Origin of the sequence: Campylobacter sp. JMF_06 NA1 (assembly GCF_027737785.1) — a bacterium.
Lineage (GTDB): Bacteria > Campylobacterota > Campylobacteria > Campylobacterales > Campylobacteraceae > Campylobacter_B.
This window is the reverse complement of sequence record NZ_JAOVUA010000002.1, coordinates 274,765-290,301: the sequence shown is the minus strand read 5'-3', so window position 1 is coordinate 290,301 and position 15,537 is coordinate 274,765. Positions and strand designations below refer to the sequence as shown.

Sequence of the window (15,537 nt, the reverse complement as noted above, 5' to 3'; positions counted from 1 at the left end):
TTATTGAATTTTGTAGCAAGATAATAGTTAAAATTTATTGAATTTTGTAGTTTGAAAAACAAAGTTAAATTTAACCAAGGCTTAGTATAATTGCGGATAAAATTTATTTTGTAGGACGAATTTATGAAGGGTTTGAAATTTGCGATTTTAGCTGTTTTTATAGCTATGTTTTTGGGTGGCTGTATCGCCAAGAAATCCCCAACTAGCGCGCAAAGTAGCAGTAGCGAGCAAAATTTAAAAAGCGCTAAAATTTCAGAAGCTACGCTTAAAAAGCTAGCGAGCGATAGCACAAAAAAACTCCTTGCTTCCAAAAAAATTTCAAAGCAAAAAAACCGCTTCGCAATCGTGGGAATTAGCGAAATTTCATGCGAAAAAAAATGCGATTTCAACACCGATTTTTTGAGAAAAAAACTCAAAGTGGGCCTGATACACTCGGGCAAAGTCGTAGTCATCGACGCGCCTAGCTCTGACGAGCTAGTTTTTAGCAACGACGGACTTAAAAAATCCGACGCCTCGCACGCAAATTCGATTTATTCGCCAGATTTCCTCCTGCTTCCTAGCGTCAAATTTAGTGGCGAGAAAAATGGTATTTTCGAGGTTTCACTAAAAGACGCGGAGAAAAAAAGCGAAATTTGGAGTTATAAAAACAAATTTTAATGCCAAATTTAAGCTTATTTTAGCTAAAATTACAGCTTAATTTTTTTCGAAAGGTGGTGAGGAGCGTGCCAGGAGTTAAGGTACATCCGAACGAATCATTTGATGAAGCTTACAGACGCTTCAAAAAACAGACAGATCGTAACCTTATCGTTACCGAAGTCCGTGCTAGAAAGTATTTTGAGCCTATGACTGAGATCCGCAAAAAACAAAAAATTGCGGCTCGCAAAAAAATGCTCAAAAGACTTTACACACTTCGCAGATACGAATCTCGTTTGTAATTCTCGGGCGAATTTCGCCCGAATTTCTCTCTTAAATTTTCGCTTAACCGAATTTTAAATCTTAATCAAAATTTAAATTAATTAAATTTTAAATTTGCTATAATCCCTGAATTTTTTCGCAAAAAGGAAACCATAATGAGCAAAAATAAAATTTTTTCATCTCGTTGGGCTTTTATTTTAGCCTGTGTCGGCTCGGCTGTGGGCATGGCCAATGTCTGGGGCTTCCCGTATAAACTCGGTGCCAACGGCGGTGGCGCGTTTTTACTCATTTACATTTTTTTCATCGCACTTTTTGCCTATGTCGCGCTCTCAGCCGAATACGCTATCGGCAGACGGGCAAAAACTGGCACTCTTGGCTCTTATGAGCTTGCGTGGAAATCGCGAAATTTAGGCTTCATTGGCAAAATTTTAGGCTGGCTTCCACTAGCGGGGTCGATGTGTATCGCTATCGGATACGCTGTCATCATTGCTTATGTGCTAAAAGCCCTATTTCAGGCGCTTAATGGCTCACTTATGAGCGTGGATACATCGACTTGGTTCGGCTCGTTTGCCTTCACGCCATATTCTGTGGTGCCATTTCACTTCATCATCGTTGCTGGCACGCTTTTTAGCATATTTTTGGGCGCGAAAAGTATCGAGCGCACAAACAAAATCATGATGCCACTATTTTTCGTGCTTTTTGCCATTTTAGCGGTGCGTGTGGCACTTTTAGACGGAGCTGGGGCTGGGTATAAATTTATGTTTAGCGCGGATTGGAGCAAACTAAGCGATGCCAATGTCTGGATCACAGCCATGGGACAAGCGCTCTTTTCGCTCTCTATCACAGGCTCAGGAATGCTCGTATATGGCGCGTATCTGCACAAGGACGAGGATATCGTCGATGCGGCGAAAAAAACCGCATTTTTCGACACAATCGCTGCTTTTGTGGCGGCTTTGGTGATGATACCTGCGCTTTTTGCTTACGGCGAGGACCAAACAGCGGGCCCTGGACTGCTTTTCGTAACACTGCCAAAAATTTTGCAAGACATGCCAGGTGGCGGAATTTTTGCGATTATTTTATTTACGGCGGTGATTTTTGGCGGAATTTCATCTTTGCAAAATATGTTCGAGGCCGTAACCGAGTCGCTTTTGCATAAATTTCCTAGCTTAAATAGGGCTTTGGTTTTGGTGATTTTGTGCGTGGTCTGCTTCGGAATCGGCGTAAATATGGAGACAATCGCGCCAAGCGACACAAACCCAGCGACCACATTTTACGAAGTTCATCTACACAACTGGGGTCCGTGGATGGATCTAGTATCTATCTATATAATCCCAATCGGCGCGGTTTTGGGCGCGATTTCATGGTTTTGGATTTTGCGCAAGGACGAGCTTTTGGACGAAATCAACACAGGCTCGGCTAAAACATACTCAAACGCCTGGTATTATATCGGCAAATTTATCTATGTGCCAATCGTGCTTGTTTTGTGCGGTATCGCATTGATAAACAAAGTCGCATTTTAGGGGCTAAATTTTACAAATTCACTACGCTCTCGCAATGAAAAATTTTGCATAATTTGTCATTGCGAGGAGTGCAAAGCACGACGAAGCAATCTAGGGAAATTTAAAAGGAATTTTAAAATTCGGAATTTATCACAATTGCAAAATTTAAAATTTGATTAAAAATCTAAAATTTTAGCAATGTCTAAATTTTTCTGGATTGCTTCGCTTCGCTCGCAATGACACTTGCAGGCGAAATTTGGGATTTATGGTTGGCAATATGCCACCCTACGGGACTGTGGGGCTGCAAGGCTCCGATAAAATTCCAAGAATTTACTCACACGATGATTCAAACCCTAAATCACAAGATTTTTTATAATATTTTTTGGCAATTTCCAAATTTTGTTCTTTATCTCTGTAATAATCGCCAAGATATTTACAAGCAACAAAGAAATTTAAATCACAAGATTTCTCAAAATATGAATTTGCTAAGCTCATATTCTTTTCTACGCCTTTGCCACCACCGTAAAGCACTCCAAGACCGCAGTAGCATACCCCAAGTCCGTCTTTAAATTCACAAGTTTTATCGATATATTCTTTTGCTTTTTGAAAATTTGGCTCGGTTTTTTCATCTATAAGTATCATTGCAAGATTATAACAAGCCATATAATCATTTTTTTCGCATAATTTTTGATTTATATTTTGCGCTTTTTTGTAATACATTTTTGCTTTTTGTGGATTTTTATTTTCGCCACGACTATAAAAATAAAGATTTCCAAGTTGATGACACGCAATAGCTTCGTTATTATTGCATTTTATATCGAGCTCTTTTAATATCTTTTGATACTCGTTTGCAAAAGCAAAAATCCCAAAAAAGACAAACAAAAAACAAATTTTTTTCATTTTTACAAATTCCTATAATTAATTTTTTATTATTTCAAAATTATACAACCTAAATTCTTTATTTAGATACCGTATGGTGGGTATTTTTACCACCAAAAGTAGCTATGAAATTTAAATTTCGCAGAATTTTGCCATTTACTCTGCTTTTAATTTAAGCTTTGTAGATTGCTTCGGAAGCCGCTTCGCGCTTCCTCGCAATGACACTTAAAAGCAAAATTTCGCCAAATTTTAAAATTCCGAAATTTTACAAAATCCCAAAATCAATTCCTAGCGTCTTTTTAAGGGCCAACAAAAACATCACCACATACATCACCAAAAGGCATTTTTTCTGCGTGCTTTTGGCGACTTTGTGCGAAATCTTCGTGCCAAAATACACGCCCACAAGGCCGCCAAGCCCCATTAATACGCCCTCTAAATACTGCACATTGCCATTATACGCCATGCTTAAAAATCCGCTAAACGAGCTAAAAATCACGAAAAATAGCCCCATAGAAACGGCTTTTTTGATATCCACGCCTAAAAATCCCACTAAAATCGGCGTTAAGAAAATCGCCCCACCAACGCCCATACTAATGGCGATTGCGCCGATTGCAAAGCCCACGGCAAAAAGCAAAATTTTGGCTGGTTCTTTGGGAGTAGTGTTTTCGACATTTGTCATCAAAACCCTGCAAAACGCGATTGTCAAAGTCAGCAAAAGTCCGATTTCTAGGACGATTGAAGCCACATTTGCGACGATGAAGCCAGAAAGCGACGCGCCACAAAATCCGCCAAGCCCCACAATCACGCCACTATCGAGGCGGAGTTTGCCTGCTTTGTAGTTTAGATACGACCCAAAAATCGCGCTAAAAAGCATTTGCAAAATCGAAATCCCCACGGCCTCTTTGATATCGTATCCTAGCGCCATCATTATCGGCACGACGATTGTGCCGCCACCAATGCCGAAAAACCCAGAAATACAACCTACCAAAATCCCTAAAAATGGTATTATAAAAAGCATTTTTTCCCCTTAGTTTTCGCAAATTTCCAAAACTATCTCTTTTTTGAGCGAAATTTCTCTGATTTCGGCTAATTTTACACCACTAAAATTTAAATTTAAAATTTCTCGTTCGGTTTTGGCTAAATTTCGTGCGATTTCGCGCAATACTTTCCCGCGATACGCCTTAGCATAGTGGCTGAGCACCTTGCCATTTTTGATAAATTTAAAGCTTAGATGCGGGACTTTTAACTCGTAAAATTTCTCATAAAACCCAGCGCGCAGATCCACCACGCACTCGCCGTTCCCCACTTCGCTCTCTAAAATTTCATCAATTTTCGCGCTAAAATTTTCCCTGTAAATTTTTGGCAAATCCAGCCCAGAAAATTTCTCGCCTTGTTTAAGCTTGTATTCAGGGATAAAGTCAGACCCCAAAATCGGCCCAAAAAGATTTGAAAAAATTATCACATTAACGCCCAAAAATTCGCGCGCAGTATTTTCAAGCTTAGCGTAAGCTAGCGCCTCATACGCCACGCCAGTGTAACGCTCCAACGCGCTCACACAGCCTTTTTTAAAGATACTCTCCCGCAAACTCTCATCAATTTGTTTTAGCCCAAAAAGCTTGCAAAGCGCGCCCAACTCGGCATTAGCGATAAAATTTTCATACTCTTTGACAGCGTTTTCTCGCACCCCACTCTCATCGCAAAATTCGAAATTTGACAAATCCAAAATTTTATCCGAGCTGATTTTCGACTTCATCTCGCTTGGCGAAAACAAAACTTTCATCACAATCCTTATACAAAATTTAAGCCCATTTTACTATAATCTAAGTTACAAAAAAATACAAAGAGGGCGCATGTTTTTAAAAGATCCGATTTTTTATTTCAAAAATATTTTATCTAGGTTTCCAAACTCCTATCTCGCCGAAGACGGCGGGCAAATCATCATCGGCATTGACTGCGAATATTTGCAAGGCGATGACCTTGACAAACTCAAATTTGCCCTACAAAACACCACGCAAATTTGCGAATTTGCAGGGCTTTTTGGAGTGCTAAGCTACGAAGCTGTTTATAAATTTGAACGCTTGGGCGACATTAAGCCGAGACTTTACGACTTTCCGACATATTTTTACGCTAACGCAAGGGCGTATTTGCACTACGACAAACAAAGCAAAATTTACAGCTTTTATGGCGAAGGAAAATATTTTGAAAATTTGGAAAATTCAGATTTTGGGGATACTGCGCCGAAATTTGGGGGCGAGAAATTCTATAAAATCAAAACCGATTTAAACGCCGAAAAAAAGGACGCCGAGCGTATTTTTAAAAAAGCAAAAGAGTATATCAAAAGCGGCGATATTTTTCAGGTTGTGCCGTCTCAAACACTGCAAATTTATTCAAATTTAGACCCTTTGGAGTTTTATGAAATTTTAAAATGCCAAAATCCAAGCCATTATATGTATTTTTTCCCGACACCTTACGGCGTGGTGGCTGGAAGCTCCCCTGAACTCGTGCTTCAAATCAGAAATAACGAAATTTTTGTCGCTCCCATAGCTGGAACTAGGCCTCGCGGTAAGGACGCAAACGAAGATGAAGCCCTAAAAAACGACCTTTTAAGCGATGAAAAAGAGATGAGTGAACACAAAATGCTAGTTGATTTGGCGCGAAACGACATTGGCAAATTTGCCAAAAAAGGAAGCGTGAAAGTGCGAAATTTAGCCCATGTGCAGTTTTTTGAAAGCGTTATGCATATCGTCAGCGATGTGCGTGGCATAAAAGATGAAAGCAAAGATAATTTTGATGTCTTAGGCGTGGTTTTTCCTGCTGGCACACTTAGCGGAAGCCCAAAAATTCGCGCTATGCAAATCATAAATGAGCTTGAAAGCCACGCGCGGGGGATTTATGGCGGCGGGATTGGGTTTTGGCATTTTAACGGCGATTTGCAAATGGCGATTTTAATCCGTTCGGCGATTTTCGTGCGCGACAGGGCAAACCCCGAATTTAGCGATATTTTTGTGGGGGCAGGATACGGGCAAGTTTTTGATAGCGTATTTGAAAACGAATACGCCGAAATCTGCAACAAACGCAAATCTTGCCTAAAAATTTTTGAAAAAACCTGCAAGGAAATGCAATGATTTTAATGATTGATAACTACGATAGTTTCGTATTTAACATATATCAATATGTGTTAGAGACCACAGATGAAGAGATAGTTTGCAAACGAAATGACGAAATCACGCTTGAAGCGATTAAATTTTTATCGCCAAGCAAGATTATTTTAAGCCCGGGTCCAAAACACCCAAAAGATAGCGGAATTTGCCTAGAAATTTTAAAGGCAAATTTAGGCATACCCATTTTAGGCGTGTGTTTGGGACACCAAGCCATAGGATTAAGCTTTGGTGCGAAAATCAAAACGCTAGAAGTGCCAAAACACGGCAAAACTAGCGAAATTCGCATAACAGGCGAAAACGCCGTTTTGGCAGGCTTGCCTAGCAAATTTGAAGTTATGCGTTATCACTCGCTTTATGTCGATGAATTGCCCGAAAATTTGGAGATTTCAGCCGTGAGCGAAGATGGCGTCATAATGGCGATGAAGCACAAAGAACGCGAAATTTACGGCATTCAGTTTCACCCTGAGAGCTATTTCACGCAGTATGGCAAAAAAATCATTGAAAATTTTGTAAATTTAAACAAACCTCAAATCAAGGAGAAAAAAGTGAGCAATTTCGCCCCGTTTATGATAAAGCTACAAAAGGGCTTCCCGCTCGAAGGCGGCGATTATGAAGAGATTTTTAGTGCCGTTATGGCAAAGGATTACGACATTGTCCAGCTTGCAGGGCTTTTGGTGCTAATTAGCGAAAAATCGCTCTACCCAGATAGCCTAAGTGCGCTTGTGCGAAGCGTTTTGAAATACTCCAAAACTTACAGCGATGATAACGCAATGCTAGACATCGTAGGCACCGGCGGGGACGCGCTAAAAACGATAAATATCTCCACAACCTGCGCGTTTATACTCGCTTCTCTTGGCGTCAGGGTCGGCAAACACGGCAACAGCGCAGTATCAAGCAAGAGCGGATCGAGCAATATCTTTGAAGCCTTAGGAGTGCCGTTAAATAGCGATCTTGGCGAACTTAGAGCGCTTATGGATAAGACAAATTTGGCGTTTTTCCATGCGCCGTTTTTTCACAAGGTTACAGCCGAAGTCAAAGAAGCGCGAACTCGCCTTAAAATCGGCACTTTCTTTAATATTTTAGGACCTTTGCTAAATCCAAATTTGACCCTTTCGAACCAAGTCGTAGGCAACTACCACGAAGAAGTAAATGAGCTTATAGCACAAACCTTGCAAAAACTAGGTCGAAAGCACGCCCTAGTCGTGCATGGCATGGACGGTATGGACGAGATCACGCTGTGTGATGAAACGCTCGTGCATGAAGTGCGGGGCGAGAAAATCATCGAGTATAAAATCACGCCTGAGCAATTTGGCTTTAATCGTGCCTTTCACACCGACATCGAAGGCGGAGATAGCAAATTTAATGCTGAAATTTTTAAAAGCACGATAAAAGGCGAGTTAAAAGGACCTAAACGCGATATAGTCGTGCTAAATGCTATGTTTGCTTTGTATGCGGCTGACTTTGCAAAAAGCCCAACCGAAGCCAAAGAGATAATCGAAAATGCCATTGATAGTGGCAAAGTGTGGGAATTTTATCAAGGGTATGTGAAGAATTTTGGGTAAATTGGGTAAATTTAAAGGTAGAATTTGCAAAATTTTACCTTTAAATATCCATTTAATAGCTTGTTTTATAGGCTTTGAAGTGAAATTTATATATAATTTTATCATTTTATGTGAAAATACAAAATTTAATAAAAAATGATAATAGCTAAGGAAAGTATGTGATTGATAAAATAAAAGAATATTGGATATTGCTTATAGATTTATTTATCCCAATTTTTTATATAATTCTTACACTATTGATTGAAGGAAAACTAGAAACACTTTTTCCATATACAAAACAGCATCCTATGAATTCGATTATTTTTGTGGCTATTATATGTGCAATACTTTCTATTGCAAAAATTATTTTTGAATTTAAAAGAAAAAATCATAAAAATTTATTGGATAAAGCTGAAAAAGAAAACGAATTTTTAAAGAATTTAATATCCGATTTTAAATATCAAATTAGTCAGCCATTGGAAGATGAATTATGTAAAATTTTTAGATTATTAAAATTAGACACTAATTATAGGATAACAGTATATACTTACACTTCTGAAATTTTCTTTTCAATTGCTCGTTACGCTGAAAATCCTAATTTAAAAAAATTTGGAAGAATCGCAATTAGTAATAAGGAAGAAATGATTTTTCAGGCTTGGAATTCTGGTGAAATGACTAAAAAAATATCTTCTGATAATAAACGCAATATGAAATCTGTGAAAATTTCTATAAAATATTTATATGAAAAAAATGATAGTAATCCAAAAAAAGATAGATTTGGAATTATTGTTTTTGAAACTACAAAAAATAAAGAAAATAAAATAGATTTAGAAAATTTAGATAAAGTAACGCAACAAATACAGGATTTTTTTGATAATAATTGGAATATAAAACAAAATTTAACAACAGCATACAAGGAGGGGTTATAATGAATATAGTTGATTTAACAAAATATATTATAGAACATTACCCGTATCCAAAAGAGTTATCTAAGGCTAGACTAAATAAAATAATTTATTTAGTGGATTGGAAATTTGTTTTAGAATACGAAAAACAGCTCACCAGTATAAATTGGAAATTTAATCATTATGGACCGTATGTTGATGAAATCAAGGATGCAATACAAAGCGATAATAGGTTTTCCATAACAAGCACTACTACAATTTATGGTAATCCAAAAGATATAATAGAATTAGTTGATAATAAAAATTTTGTTGAACCAAATTTTGATGAAAAAAATATTATTGACTTTATTATTGACAAAACTAAAAAATTATATTGGAATGAATTTATAGAGCTTGTTTATTCTACATATCCTATTATTTCACAAGAAAAAGGCACGAATTTAGATTTAGTTAAATTAGCAAAAGAATATAAAGAAATAATAAAAAATTATAAAAAATAAATGCTTAGCATAAAACAATATTATAAAATATCGGAGAAATCGTAATTGAATACTTCAACCATAACATACATTTTCGTAGATGAAGCGGGAGATATGGACTTTTCGGCTAATGGCTCGAAGCACTATATGTTTAGCTTTTTGGTAAAAAAACGCCCGTTTGCCTTGCACGAAAAAATAGCTTCTTATAGATATTCGTTGTTAGAGCGAAATTTAGACCCGCTAAACGAAAAAAGGCTCGATATAGAGTATTTTCATGCGTGTGAAGATAACAAATTTATAAAAAATAAAATGTTTGAACTAATATCAAATTTTGATAGCAAAAAGGTTAAAATTTACTCTTATATTTTAGAAAAACCAAAGGTCTTGCCTGAAAAAAGAGAAAAAAAGAGCGAATTTTATACATCAAATTTGACATTTGCCACAAGCAGGTTGCTAGATAAGCTAAAAATCGATAATAATTTTATAATAATTACAGATAGGCTTCCAATCCCAAATAATAAAAATCTAATTTCAGCTATAAAAAAAGGCATAAAAGAGTATATAAAAAACAATAATTTAAATATCAGATACGATATATTTCATCACAGCAGTGCAAGTAGTGCAAATTTGCAAATTATTGATTATGTAAATTGGGCTGTTTTTAGAAAATACGAAAAAATGGACGAAAGTTTTTATGCTAAAATAAAACGATATATTTTAGACGAAGAAGTGCTAACAAAGGATAGAGATGAGAAGTTTTATTAAGCGACCTAGCCATCTATCCTTGCAGAAGCCTTCCTTGAAGTCTTGTCAATGGCTAGGAACCTTTTGTGGTATTTTAGCGAAAAATTATAAAATGTAGATAAAGAGATTATATGGCGAATTTAAAAGAAAACGAAAGCTATCTGGGCGAACAACTTATTAGCTATTTGGGAAACAAACGCTCGCTTTTGGGGGCGATAAATGGCGTTATAACGGACATTAAGGCAAATTTGGGCGCCGAAAAAATCGCTTTTGCCGATGTTTTCAGCGGCAGTGGCGTGGTAGCAAGGTTTGCCAAAGCTCACTCAAATTTGGTTTTGGCAAATGATTTGGAAAAGTATTCTTTCATCATAAATTCGTGCTATTTGGCGAATTTAACGCCTGAATTGAAAGCAAATTTAGCTAAATTTCATGCCGAAATTTTAACGAATTTTAAGCCATGCGAGAGCTTTATTAGCGAACTTTACGCCCCAAAAGATGATGAAAAAATCAAAAAAGGCGAAAGGGTTTTTTACTCACGCCAAAACGCCCTTATTTTGGGGGGTTTGCGCACCGCAATCAGCCAAATTCCAGCCGAGTTTCAAAAATACTTCATCGCTCCGCTTCTAAGCGAAGCTAGTATTCACTCAAATACAGGCGGTGTTTTTAAAGGATTTTATAAAGATAAAAATGGCATTGGAAAATTCGGTGGCAGTGGTGAAAATGCACTAAGTCGAATTTTGGGCGAGATAAGTTTGCCGTTTCCGGTTTTTTCAAATTTCACAAGCGATTTTCAGGTTTTCAAAAGTGATGCTTACGAGTTTAGCAAACTTGCTCCAAGCGTGGATATAGCGTATTTTGATCCGCCGTATAACCAACACCCTTACGGCTCGAATTATTTTATGCTAAATTTAATCGCTGATTTTAAAGCACCAAATTTAGGGGATTTAAGCGAAGTTAGCGGTATTCCAAACGGCTGGAACCGCTCAAATTACAACAAAAAATCTCGTGCCGCAGATGAATTTTTCACGCTTTTGGCTGAATTTAGGGCAAAATATTTGATAATCTCGTTCAATTCAGAAGGCTTCATCAGCGAAGATGAGTTTTTAAAAAATCTCGCTCTCATCGGCAAAACGGAAAAAATCGAGATAAAATACCCTGCGTATCGTGCAAGTAGAAATTTGCGAAACCGAAATTTGCATGTAACAGAGTATCTGCATATCGTCAAAAAGGCGTGAAAATGGGCACTATAAAACCAAAAATCAAAATTTGCGGGATTAAAAATTTAGCCGAAGCAAAAAGCGTTTTGGAGTGCGAATTTAATGGCGTTAGAGTGGATTTTTTGGGTTTAATTTTTGCCGAAAGTCCGCGAAAAGTAACGCCTGGGACTGCAAAAGAAATTTCAAATTTAGTGCGTGAATTTGGTCGCAAAAGCATCGGCGTTTTTACCGATACTAGCGATGATGAAATTTTGCAAATTTGCAAATTTGCAAATTTAAGCGTGGCGCAAATTTATAAAAAAATTTCGCCGAATTTAAAGCAAAATTTAGCAAATTTGGGCGTAGAAGCGTGGCAGGTAGTGCGCGTAAAAGATGAAATTCCAAATTTAAAAAATTTGAACTATGACAAAATTTTGTTTGATTACAAAGGCGACAAAATGGGCGGAAACGGCGAAAGCTTCGAGTGGAAAATGCTAAAAAATTTGCAAATTCCATTTATCCTAGCTGGCGGTATCGGCGCGCAAAACCTCGCAAACGCCCTAAAAATAAAGCCATTTTGCCTCGATATTAATAGCAAAGCAGAAAACGAAAACGGCATAAAAAACCCAGCAAAAATAATGGAAATTTTAAAAATTTGCGCGCAGTAAATCCACGCGCAAAATAAGAAGCGAAATCAAAATCAGTCGTTGCCGTGAAGCTCATCTATGTAGAATTTCACCGAGCCCATACCCTCTTTCAGAGCCCACTCGTAGGCACTTGATACAAACTCCCAGTTGATTCCAGCATAAAATTTCTCCAAATACGCTGGGCGCGCGTTGCAAACATCGATATAGTATGCGTGCTCCCACACATCGACTACTAGAAGTGGCACAAGCCCGTCGCGCGCAGGTGTGTCGGCGTTTTTCGTAGCGACAATCGAAAGCTTTTTAGTAGCTGGATCGCACACTAGCCACACCCAGCCAGAGCCAAAGTGAGCCGTCGCTGCCGCGATAAACTCAGCTTTAAAATCAGCGAAATTTTCAGCCAAAGCGGTTTTAAGCGCCTCGCTTGGCTCGCTAACTTTTGCAATACAATCCCAATAAAAGTCGTGGTTATACACCTGCGCCGCGTTGTTAAAAAGCCCGCCAGTAGCGTTCATTACGATATCATAAAGCCCCTTGCCCGCAAACTCGCCACTTTCGGTCATTTTATTCAAATTTGCCACATAAGTTGCGTGGTGTTTGCCGTGATGATACTCACAGGTTTTTGCGCTTACTACGGCGTTTTTCTCTGCCTCGAAAGGTAAATTTCTAAGTTTAAACATATTCTCTCCTTTAAAAAAATTACCCCCTATGATACAAAAACTCTCTTAAACAAAAGATAAATTTTATCCTTTAATTGAAATTTATAAATTTATTAAAAATTTTGCCTAATTTGGCTAAACTTAGCGAATTTTGAAATTTAAAGGATATAAAATGAACATTATCGAAGGAAATTTGACCCTAAACGGCGATGAAAAAATCCTAATCATCAACGCCAGATTTAACCACATCATCACAGATCGCCTAGTCGAAGGCGCTCACGACGCATTTTTGCGACATGGCGGCAAAGAGGAAAATTTAAGCCTAATGCTAGTCCCTGGCGCATTTGAAATCCCACTCGCCCTAGAAAAGGCACTTTTATCGAAAAAATACGACGCCGTCGTCTGCGTAGGCGCAGTCATCAGAGGCAGCACACCGCATTTTGACTATGTCAGCGCAGAGGTCAGCAAGGGTATCGCAAACACCATGCTTCGCCACGGCGCGCCAGTTACCTTTGGCGTGCTCACCACAGATACTATCGAGCAAGCGATCGAGCGCGCAGGCTCAAAAGCCGGCAACAAGGGTTTTGAAGCGATGACAGGCGTAATCGAAATGCTAAGCTTATTTCGCGAAATAAAGGCGTAATCATGGCGACAAGACACCAAGCGCGATTGGCGGTGATTTCGCTACTTTACGCAAAAGATATGAACGAAGAAAAGCCTGAGTTTGAAAACGAGTATTTAGAAGAAAAAAAGATTAGAAACGAGCAGAGAAACTGGACGCTGAGCCTGCTTCACAGCGTGCGCGATAATACAGAGACGATTGACGCGCTTTTAAATGAGTATTTGAAGGAATTTAAACTGCATGAAATTTCGGCGGTTGAGCGCGCTATTTTGCGACTTGGCGCGTATGAGTTGCGTTTCAGTGATACAGACGCTGGTATCATCATAAACGAAGCCGTAACCGCAGCCAAGGAGCTTGGCGCGTCCTCGAAGCTAATAAACGGCGTTTTAGACGCTATTAAGGTCGTAAAATGAAGCTTTGCGTAGCCTTAGATATGGCTAGCAAAGAGCAAAATTTAGCTTTGAGTGCGAATTTAGCGCAATTTGGGGATCAAATTTGGCTCAAAGTCGGCCTGCGCTCGTATCTGCGAGACGGGGCGAAATTTATCGAAGAACTCAAAAAAATCGCAAATTTTAAAATTTTCTTAGATCTTAAATTTTACGATATCCCAAACACCATGGCTGACGCCTCGCAGGTCGTAGCAGGTTTTGGCGTAGATATGATAAACCTGCACGCAAGCGCTGGAAAGCGCGCTATGAGCGAAGTTATGAACCGCTTAGACGCGCTAAATACCCGCCCGCTCGTGCTTGGCGTATCGGCTCTGACAAGCTTTAACGAGAGCGAATTTGGCGAAATTTACAACGATGAAATTGCGCCAAGCGTGGTGAAATTCTCGCGTTTTGCGCATGAGTGCGGGCTAGATGGCATGGTCTGCTCGGTTTTTGAATCAAGCGCGATTAAAAATGCCACAAGCGACGAATTTATCACGCTTTGCCCTGGCGTGCGACCTTTTGGCGAGAGTGCAAACGATCAAGCGCGTGTGGCAAATTTAAGCGACGCTAAAAGCGCAAACGCCGATTTTATCGTGGTTGGTCGCCCGATTTATCAAGCGCAAAATCCAGAACAAATCGTAAATCAAATTTTGGCTAGCTTATGAGAGTTTTAGCATTTCTTTTTTTCTTTTGCGGCGCAGTATTTGGCGAGACTATCGAGGCGCACTACGATATTTCTTACGGCGTTTTTGGCGTCGTGGGGCATGCTGATGCTAAATTAGTCAAAACCGCCAAAACCTACGAAATCACGCTAAACGCGAGGGCTTATGGGATCGCTGGCTCGCTAAGCGGGGATAGAAGGGAAAAATTTTATTCCAAAGGAAGCGTCGTGGGCGAGATTTTAAAACCCAAAATTTACCGCCACGAAGTCGAGCGCAAAAAGGGCAAAAAAACCATAAACACGCGCCAAATTTTCACATTTGATTACAATAACAAACGCATTAGAGAGCAAAAATTTAAGGGCGAAAACGGCGATTTGCGTCCTAGTAGCGACAAAATTTTGCCGTATTTTGCGACAAACGACCTGCTAAGCGTGTTTTTTAATTTTGGCAAAATTCCGCACAAAGGCGATATGTTTTTCCTAACCGCAGCCGGAGCCAAAAATGAAACTGGGCGCATAGATGTGCAAATCCCGCGTGGCAAACACGCCAAAGCTATCCAAAATGCCTTGCAGACGAGCTCGAACCCATTTATCGTTTTTATAAATCAAAAGATTTTTTCTAGCAAAAAGGGCGAACTCTACCTCTCGCTAAATCGCCAAGAAATCGCAGAAAATGTGATTTTAAAAGATGTTTTGCTTTTCGGCGATATCCATGCTAAGCTAACTGAGGCCAAATTTTAGCCTAAAATTCATACCCGAAAATTTTAATGCCCTCTTCTAGCTTTTCGTAGCGAATTTGCGGAAATTTTGCTAGCAAATCTAGCACCATTTCCAAATCATTTTTTTTCGTTTTATCGTAGCTTTGCGGTATGAAAATCCACGCTATCTCATCGTATGCAAAAACCCCGATTTTAAAGGCGATTTGCGCGTTTTGTATCTGCCATTTGGAGCTGTTTTTGATAGCGTAAAAATTTGGAAAAAGGATTTTTTTTATGATAAAGCATTTGCAAAAGCTAAATTCGCCAAAAAAGCCCGCCCAAAGCTCATCTGGCACGAAATAACCCCTAGCTTTGAGCCGTTTTTTCTCCCTGCTTAGGCGAATTGGAGTGATAAATCGCTCGAATTTAGCGTAAATTTTGCGCTTAAAGCTCGTATAATACGAAAAATACAGCCCAAACAGCGCCTCGTAAGCCTGCAACGC

The 15,537-nt window shown here is 38.9% G+C and carries 19 protein-coding genes; 14 read left to right on the top strand and 5 right to left on the bottom strand.

All coding sequences use genetic code 11. The annotated features are described in order from the left end of the window. Nucleotides 1-123 precede the first annotated feature (123 nt). The 3 genes from OFO07_RS04260 to OFO07_RS04250 all read left to right on the top strand — a co-directional run bounded on the left by OFO07_RS04260 (nucleotide 124) and on the right by OFO07_RS04250 (nucleotide 2,435). Nucleotides 124-657, top strand: a complete 534-nt coding sequence (locus OFO07_RS04260; RefSeq protein ID WP_270871055.1) for a hypothetical protein — start codon at nucleotides 124-126, stop codon at nucleotides 655-657. 65 nt (nucleotides 658-722) lie between these two features. Next, nucleotides 723-935, top strand: a complete 213-nt coding sequence (rpsU, locus tag OFO07_RS04255) for a 30S ribosomal protein S21 (RefSeq protein ID WP_270858142.1) — start codon at nucleotides 723-725, stop codon at nucleotides 933-935. A gap of 135 nt (nucleotides 936-1,070) precedes the next feature. Continuing rightward, entirely contained in the window at nucleotides 1,071-2,435 is a 1,365-nt protein-coding gene (locus OFO07_RS04250; RefSeq protein ID WP_270858143.1) for a sodium-dependent transporter, read from the top strand. A gap of 309 nt (nucleotides 2,436-2,744) precedes the next feature. On the opposite strand, the gene OFO07_RS04245 is transcribed toward OFO07_RS04250, so the two are convergent. The 3 genes from OFO07_RS04245 to OFO07_RS04235 all read right to left on the bottom strand — a co-directional run bounded on the left by OFO07_RS04245 (nucleotide 2,745) and on the right by OFO07_RS04235 (nucleotide 5,073). Continuing rightward, nucleotides 2,745-3,314: a tetratricopeptide repeat protein gene (locus OFO07_RS04245; RefSeq protein WP_270871054.1), complete on the bottom strand. Its 570-nt coding sequence runs from the start codon at nucleotides 3,312-3,314 to the stop codon at nucleotides 2,745-2,747. A gap of 244 nt (nucleotides 3,315-3,558) precedes the next feature. Then, nucleotides 3,559-4,311, bottom strand: coding sequence for a sulfite exporter TauE/SafE family protein (locus OFO07_RS04240; protein WP_270871053.1), 753 nt, complete (start codon nucleotides 4,309-4,311; stop codon nucleotides 3,559-3,561). Nucleotides 4,312-4,320: 9 nt separating this feature from the next. Continuing rightward, entirely contained in the window at nucleotides 4,321-5,073 is a 753-nt protein-coding gene (locus OFO07_RS04235) for a YaaA family protein (protein WP_270871052.1), read from the bottom strand. Between the two features lie 70 nt (nucleotides 5,074-5,143). Here OFO07_RS04235 and OFO07_RS04230 point away from each other — a divergent pair, with 70 nt between their 5' ends. From OFO07_RS04230 to OFO07_RS04200, 7 genes are all read left to right on the top strand, one after another. Continuing rightward, on the top strand, nucleotides 5,144-6,418 hold the full coding sequence (locus OFO07_RS04230; RefSeq protein ID WP_270871051.1) for an anthranilate synthase component I family protein: 1,275 nt from the start codon (nucleotides 5,144-5,146) through the stop codon (nucleotides 6,416-6,418). Continuing rightward, entirely contained in the window at nucleotides 6,415-8,016 is a 1,602-nt protein-coding gene (gene trpD, locus OFO07_RS04225) for an anthranilate phosphoribosyltransferase (RefSeq protein ID WP_270871050.1), read from the top strand. Before OFO07_RS04230 ends, trpD begins: the two co-directional genes overlap by 4 nt. A 158-nt stretch (nucleotides 8,017-8,174) precedes the next feature. Next, entirely contained in the window at nucleotides 8,175-8,924 is a 750-nt protein-coding gene (locus OFO07_RS04220; protein WP_270871049.1) for a hypothetical protein, read from the top strand. Further along, the gene (locus OFO07_RS04215) at nucleotides 8,924-9,400 is read left to right on the top strand and encodes a Panacea domain-containing protein (RefSeq protein ID WP_270871048.1); all 477 of its coding nucleotides are present in this window, start codon (nucleotides 8,924-8,926) and stop codon (nucleotides 9,398-9,400) included. The genes OFO07_RS04220 and OFO07_RS04215 overlap by 1 nt, the downstream gene beginning before the upstream one ends. A gap of 45 nt (nucleotides 9,401-9,445) precedes the next feature. Then, a complete protein-coding gene (locus OFO07_RS04210; RefSeq protein ID WP_270871047.1) occupies nucleotides 9,446-10,144 on the top strand; it encodes a DUF3800 domain-containing protein in 699 nt (232 codons plus the stop codon). A 110-nt stretch (nucleotides 10,145-10,254) separates the two neighbouring features. After that, nucleotides 10,255-11,358: a DNA adenine methylase gene (locus OFO07_RS04205; protein WP_270871046.1), complete on the top strand. Its 1,104-nt coding sequence runs from the start codon at nucleotides 10,255-10,257 to the stop codon at nucleotides 11,356-11,358. A 2-nt stretch (nucleotides 11,359-11,360) separates the two neighbouring features. After that, entirely contained in the window at nucleotides 11,361-11,987 is a 627-nt protein-coding gene (locus tag OFO07_RS04200) for a phosphoribosylanthranilate isomerase (RefSeq protein ID WP_270871045.1), read from the top strand. A 32-nt stretch (nucleotides 11,988-12,019) separates the two neighbouring features. Here OFO07_RS04200 and sodB read toward each other — a convergent pair whose 3' ends face one another. Beyond that, nucleotides 12,020-12,643, bottom strand: a complete 624-nt coding sequence (gene sodB / locus OFO07_RS04195) for a superoxide dismutase [Fe] (protein WP_270871044.1) — start codon at nucleotides 12,641-12,643, stop codon at nucleotides 12,020-12,022. 151 nt (nucleotides 12,644-12,794) lie between these two features. Between sodB and ribH the strand changes: the two genes are divergently transcribed. From ribH to OFO07_RS04175, 4 genes are read left to right on the top strand one after another with little or no spacing between them, the layout of a single operon-like run. Next, nucleotides 12,795-13,265, top strand: a complete 471-nt coding sequence (gene ribH / locus OFO07_RS04190) for a 6,7-dimethyl-8-ribityllumazine synthase (protein WP_270865282.1) — start codon at nucleotides 12,795-12,797, stop codon at nucleotides 13,263-13,265. A gap of 2 nt (nucleotides 13,266-13,267) precedes the next feature. Beyond that, entirely contained in the window at nucleotides 13,268-13,657 is a 390-nt protein-coding gene (gene nusB, locus OFO07_RS04185; protein WP_270858155.1) for a transcription antitermination factor NusB, read from the top strand. Next, entirely contained in the window at nucleotides 13,654-14,340 is a 687-nt protein-coding gene (pyrF, locus tag OFO07_RS04180) for an orotidine-5'-phosphate decarboxylase (RefSeq protein ID WP_270871043.1), read from the top strand. Before nusB ends, pyrF begins: the two co-directional genes overlap by 4 nt. Beyond that, nucleotides 14,337-15,077, top strand: a complete 741-nt coding sequence (locus OFO07_RS04175; protein ID WP_270871042.1) for a DUF3108 domain-containing protein — start codon at nucleotides 14,337-14,339, stop codon at nucleotides 15,075-15,077. The genes pyrF and OFO07_RS04175 overlap by 4 nt, the downstream gene beginning before the upstream one ends. A 1-nt stretch (nucleotide 15,078) precedes the next feature. Here OFO07_RS04175 and OFO07_RS04170 read toward each other — a convergent pair whose 3' ends face one another. Continuing rightward, complete coding sequence (locus OFO07_RS04170) at nucleotides 15,079-15,534, bottom strand: hypothetical protein (protein WP_270871041.1); 456 nt, start codon at nucleotides 15,532-15,534, stop codon at nucleotides 15,079-15,081. Between the last annotated feature and the right edge of the window lie 3 nt (nucleotides 15,535-15,537).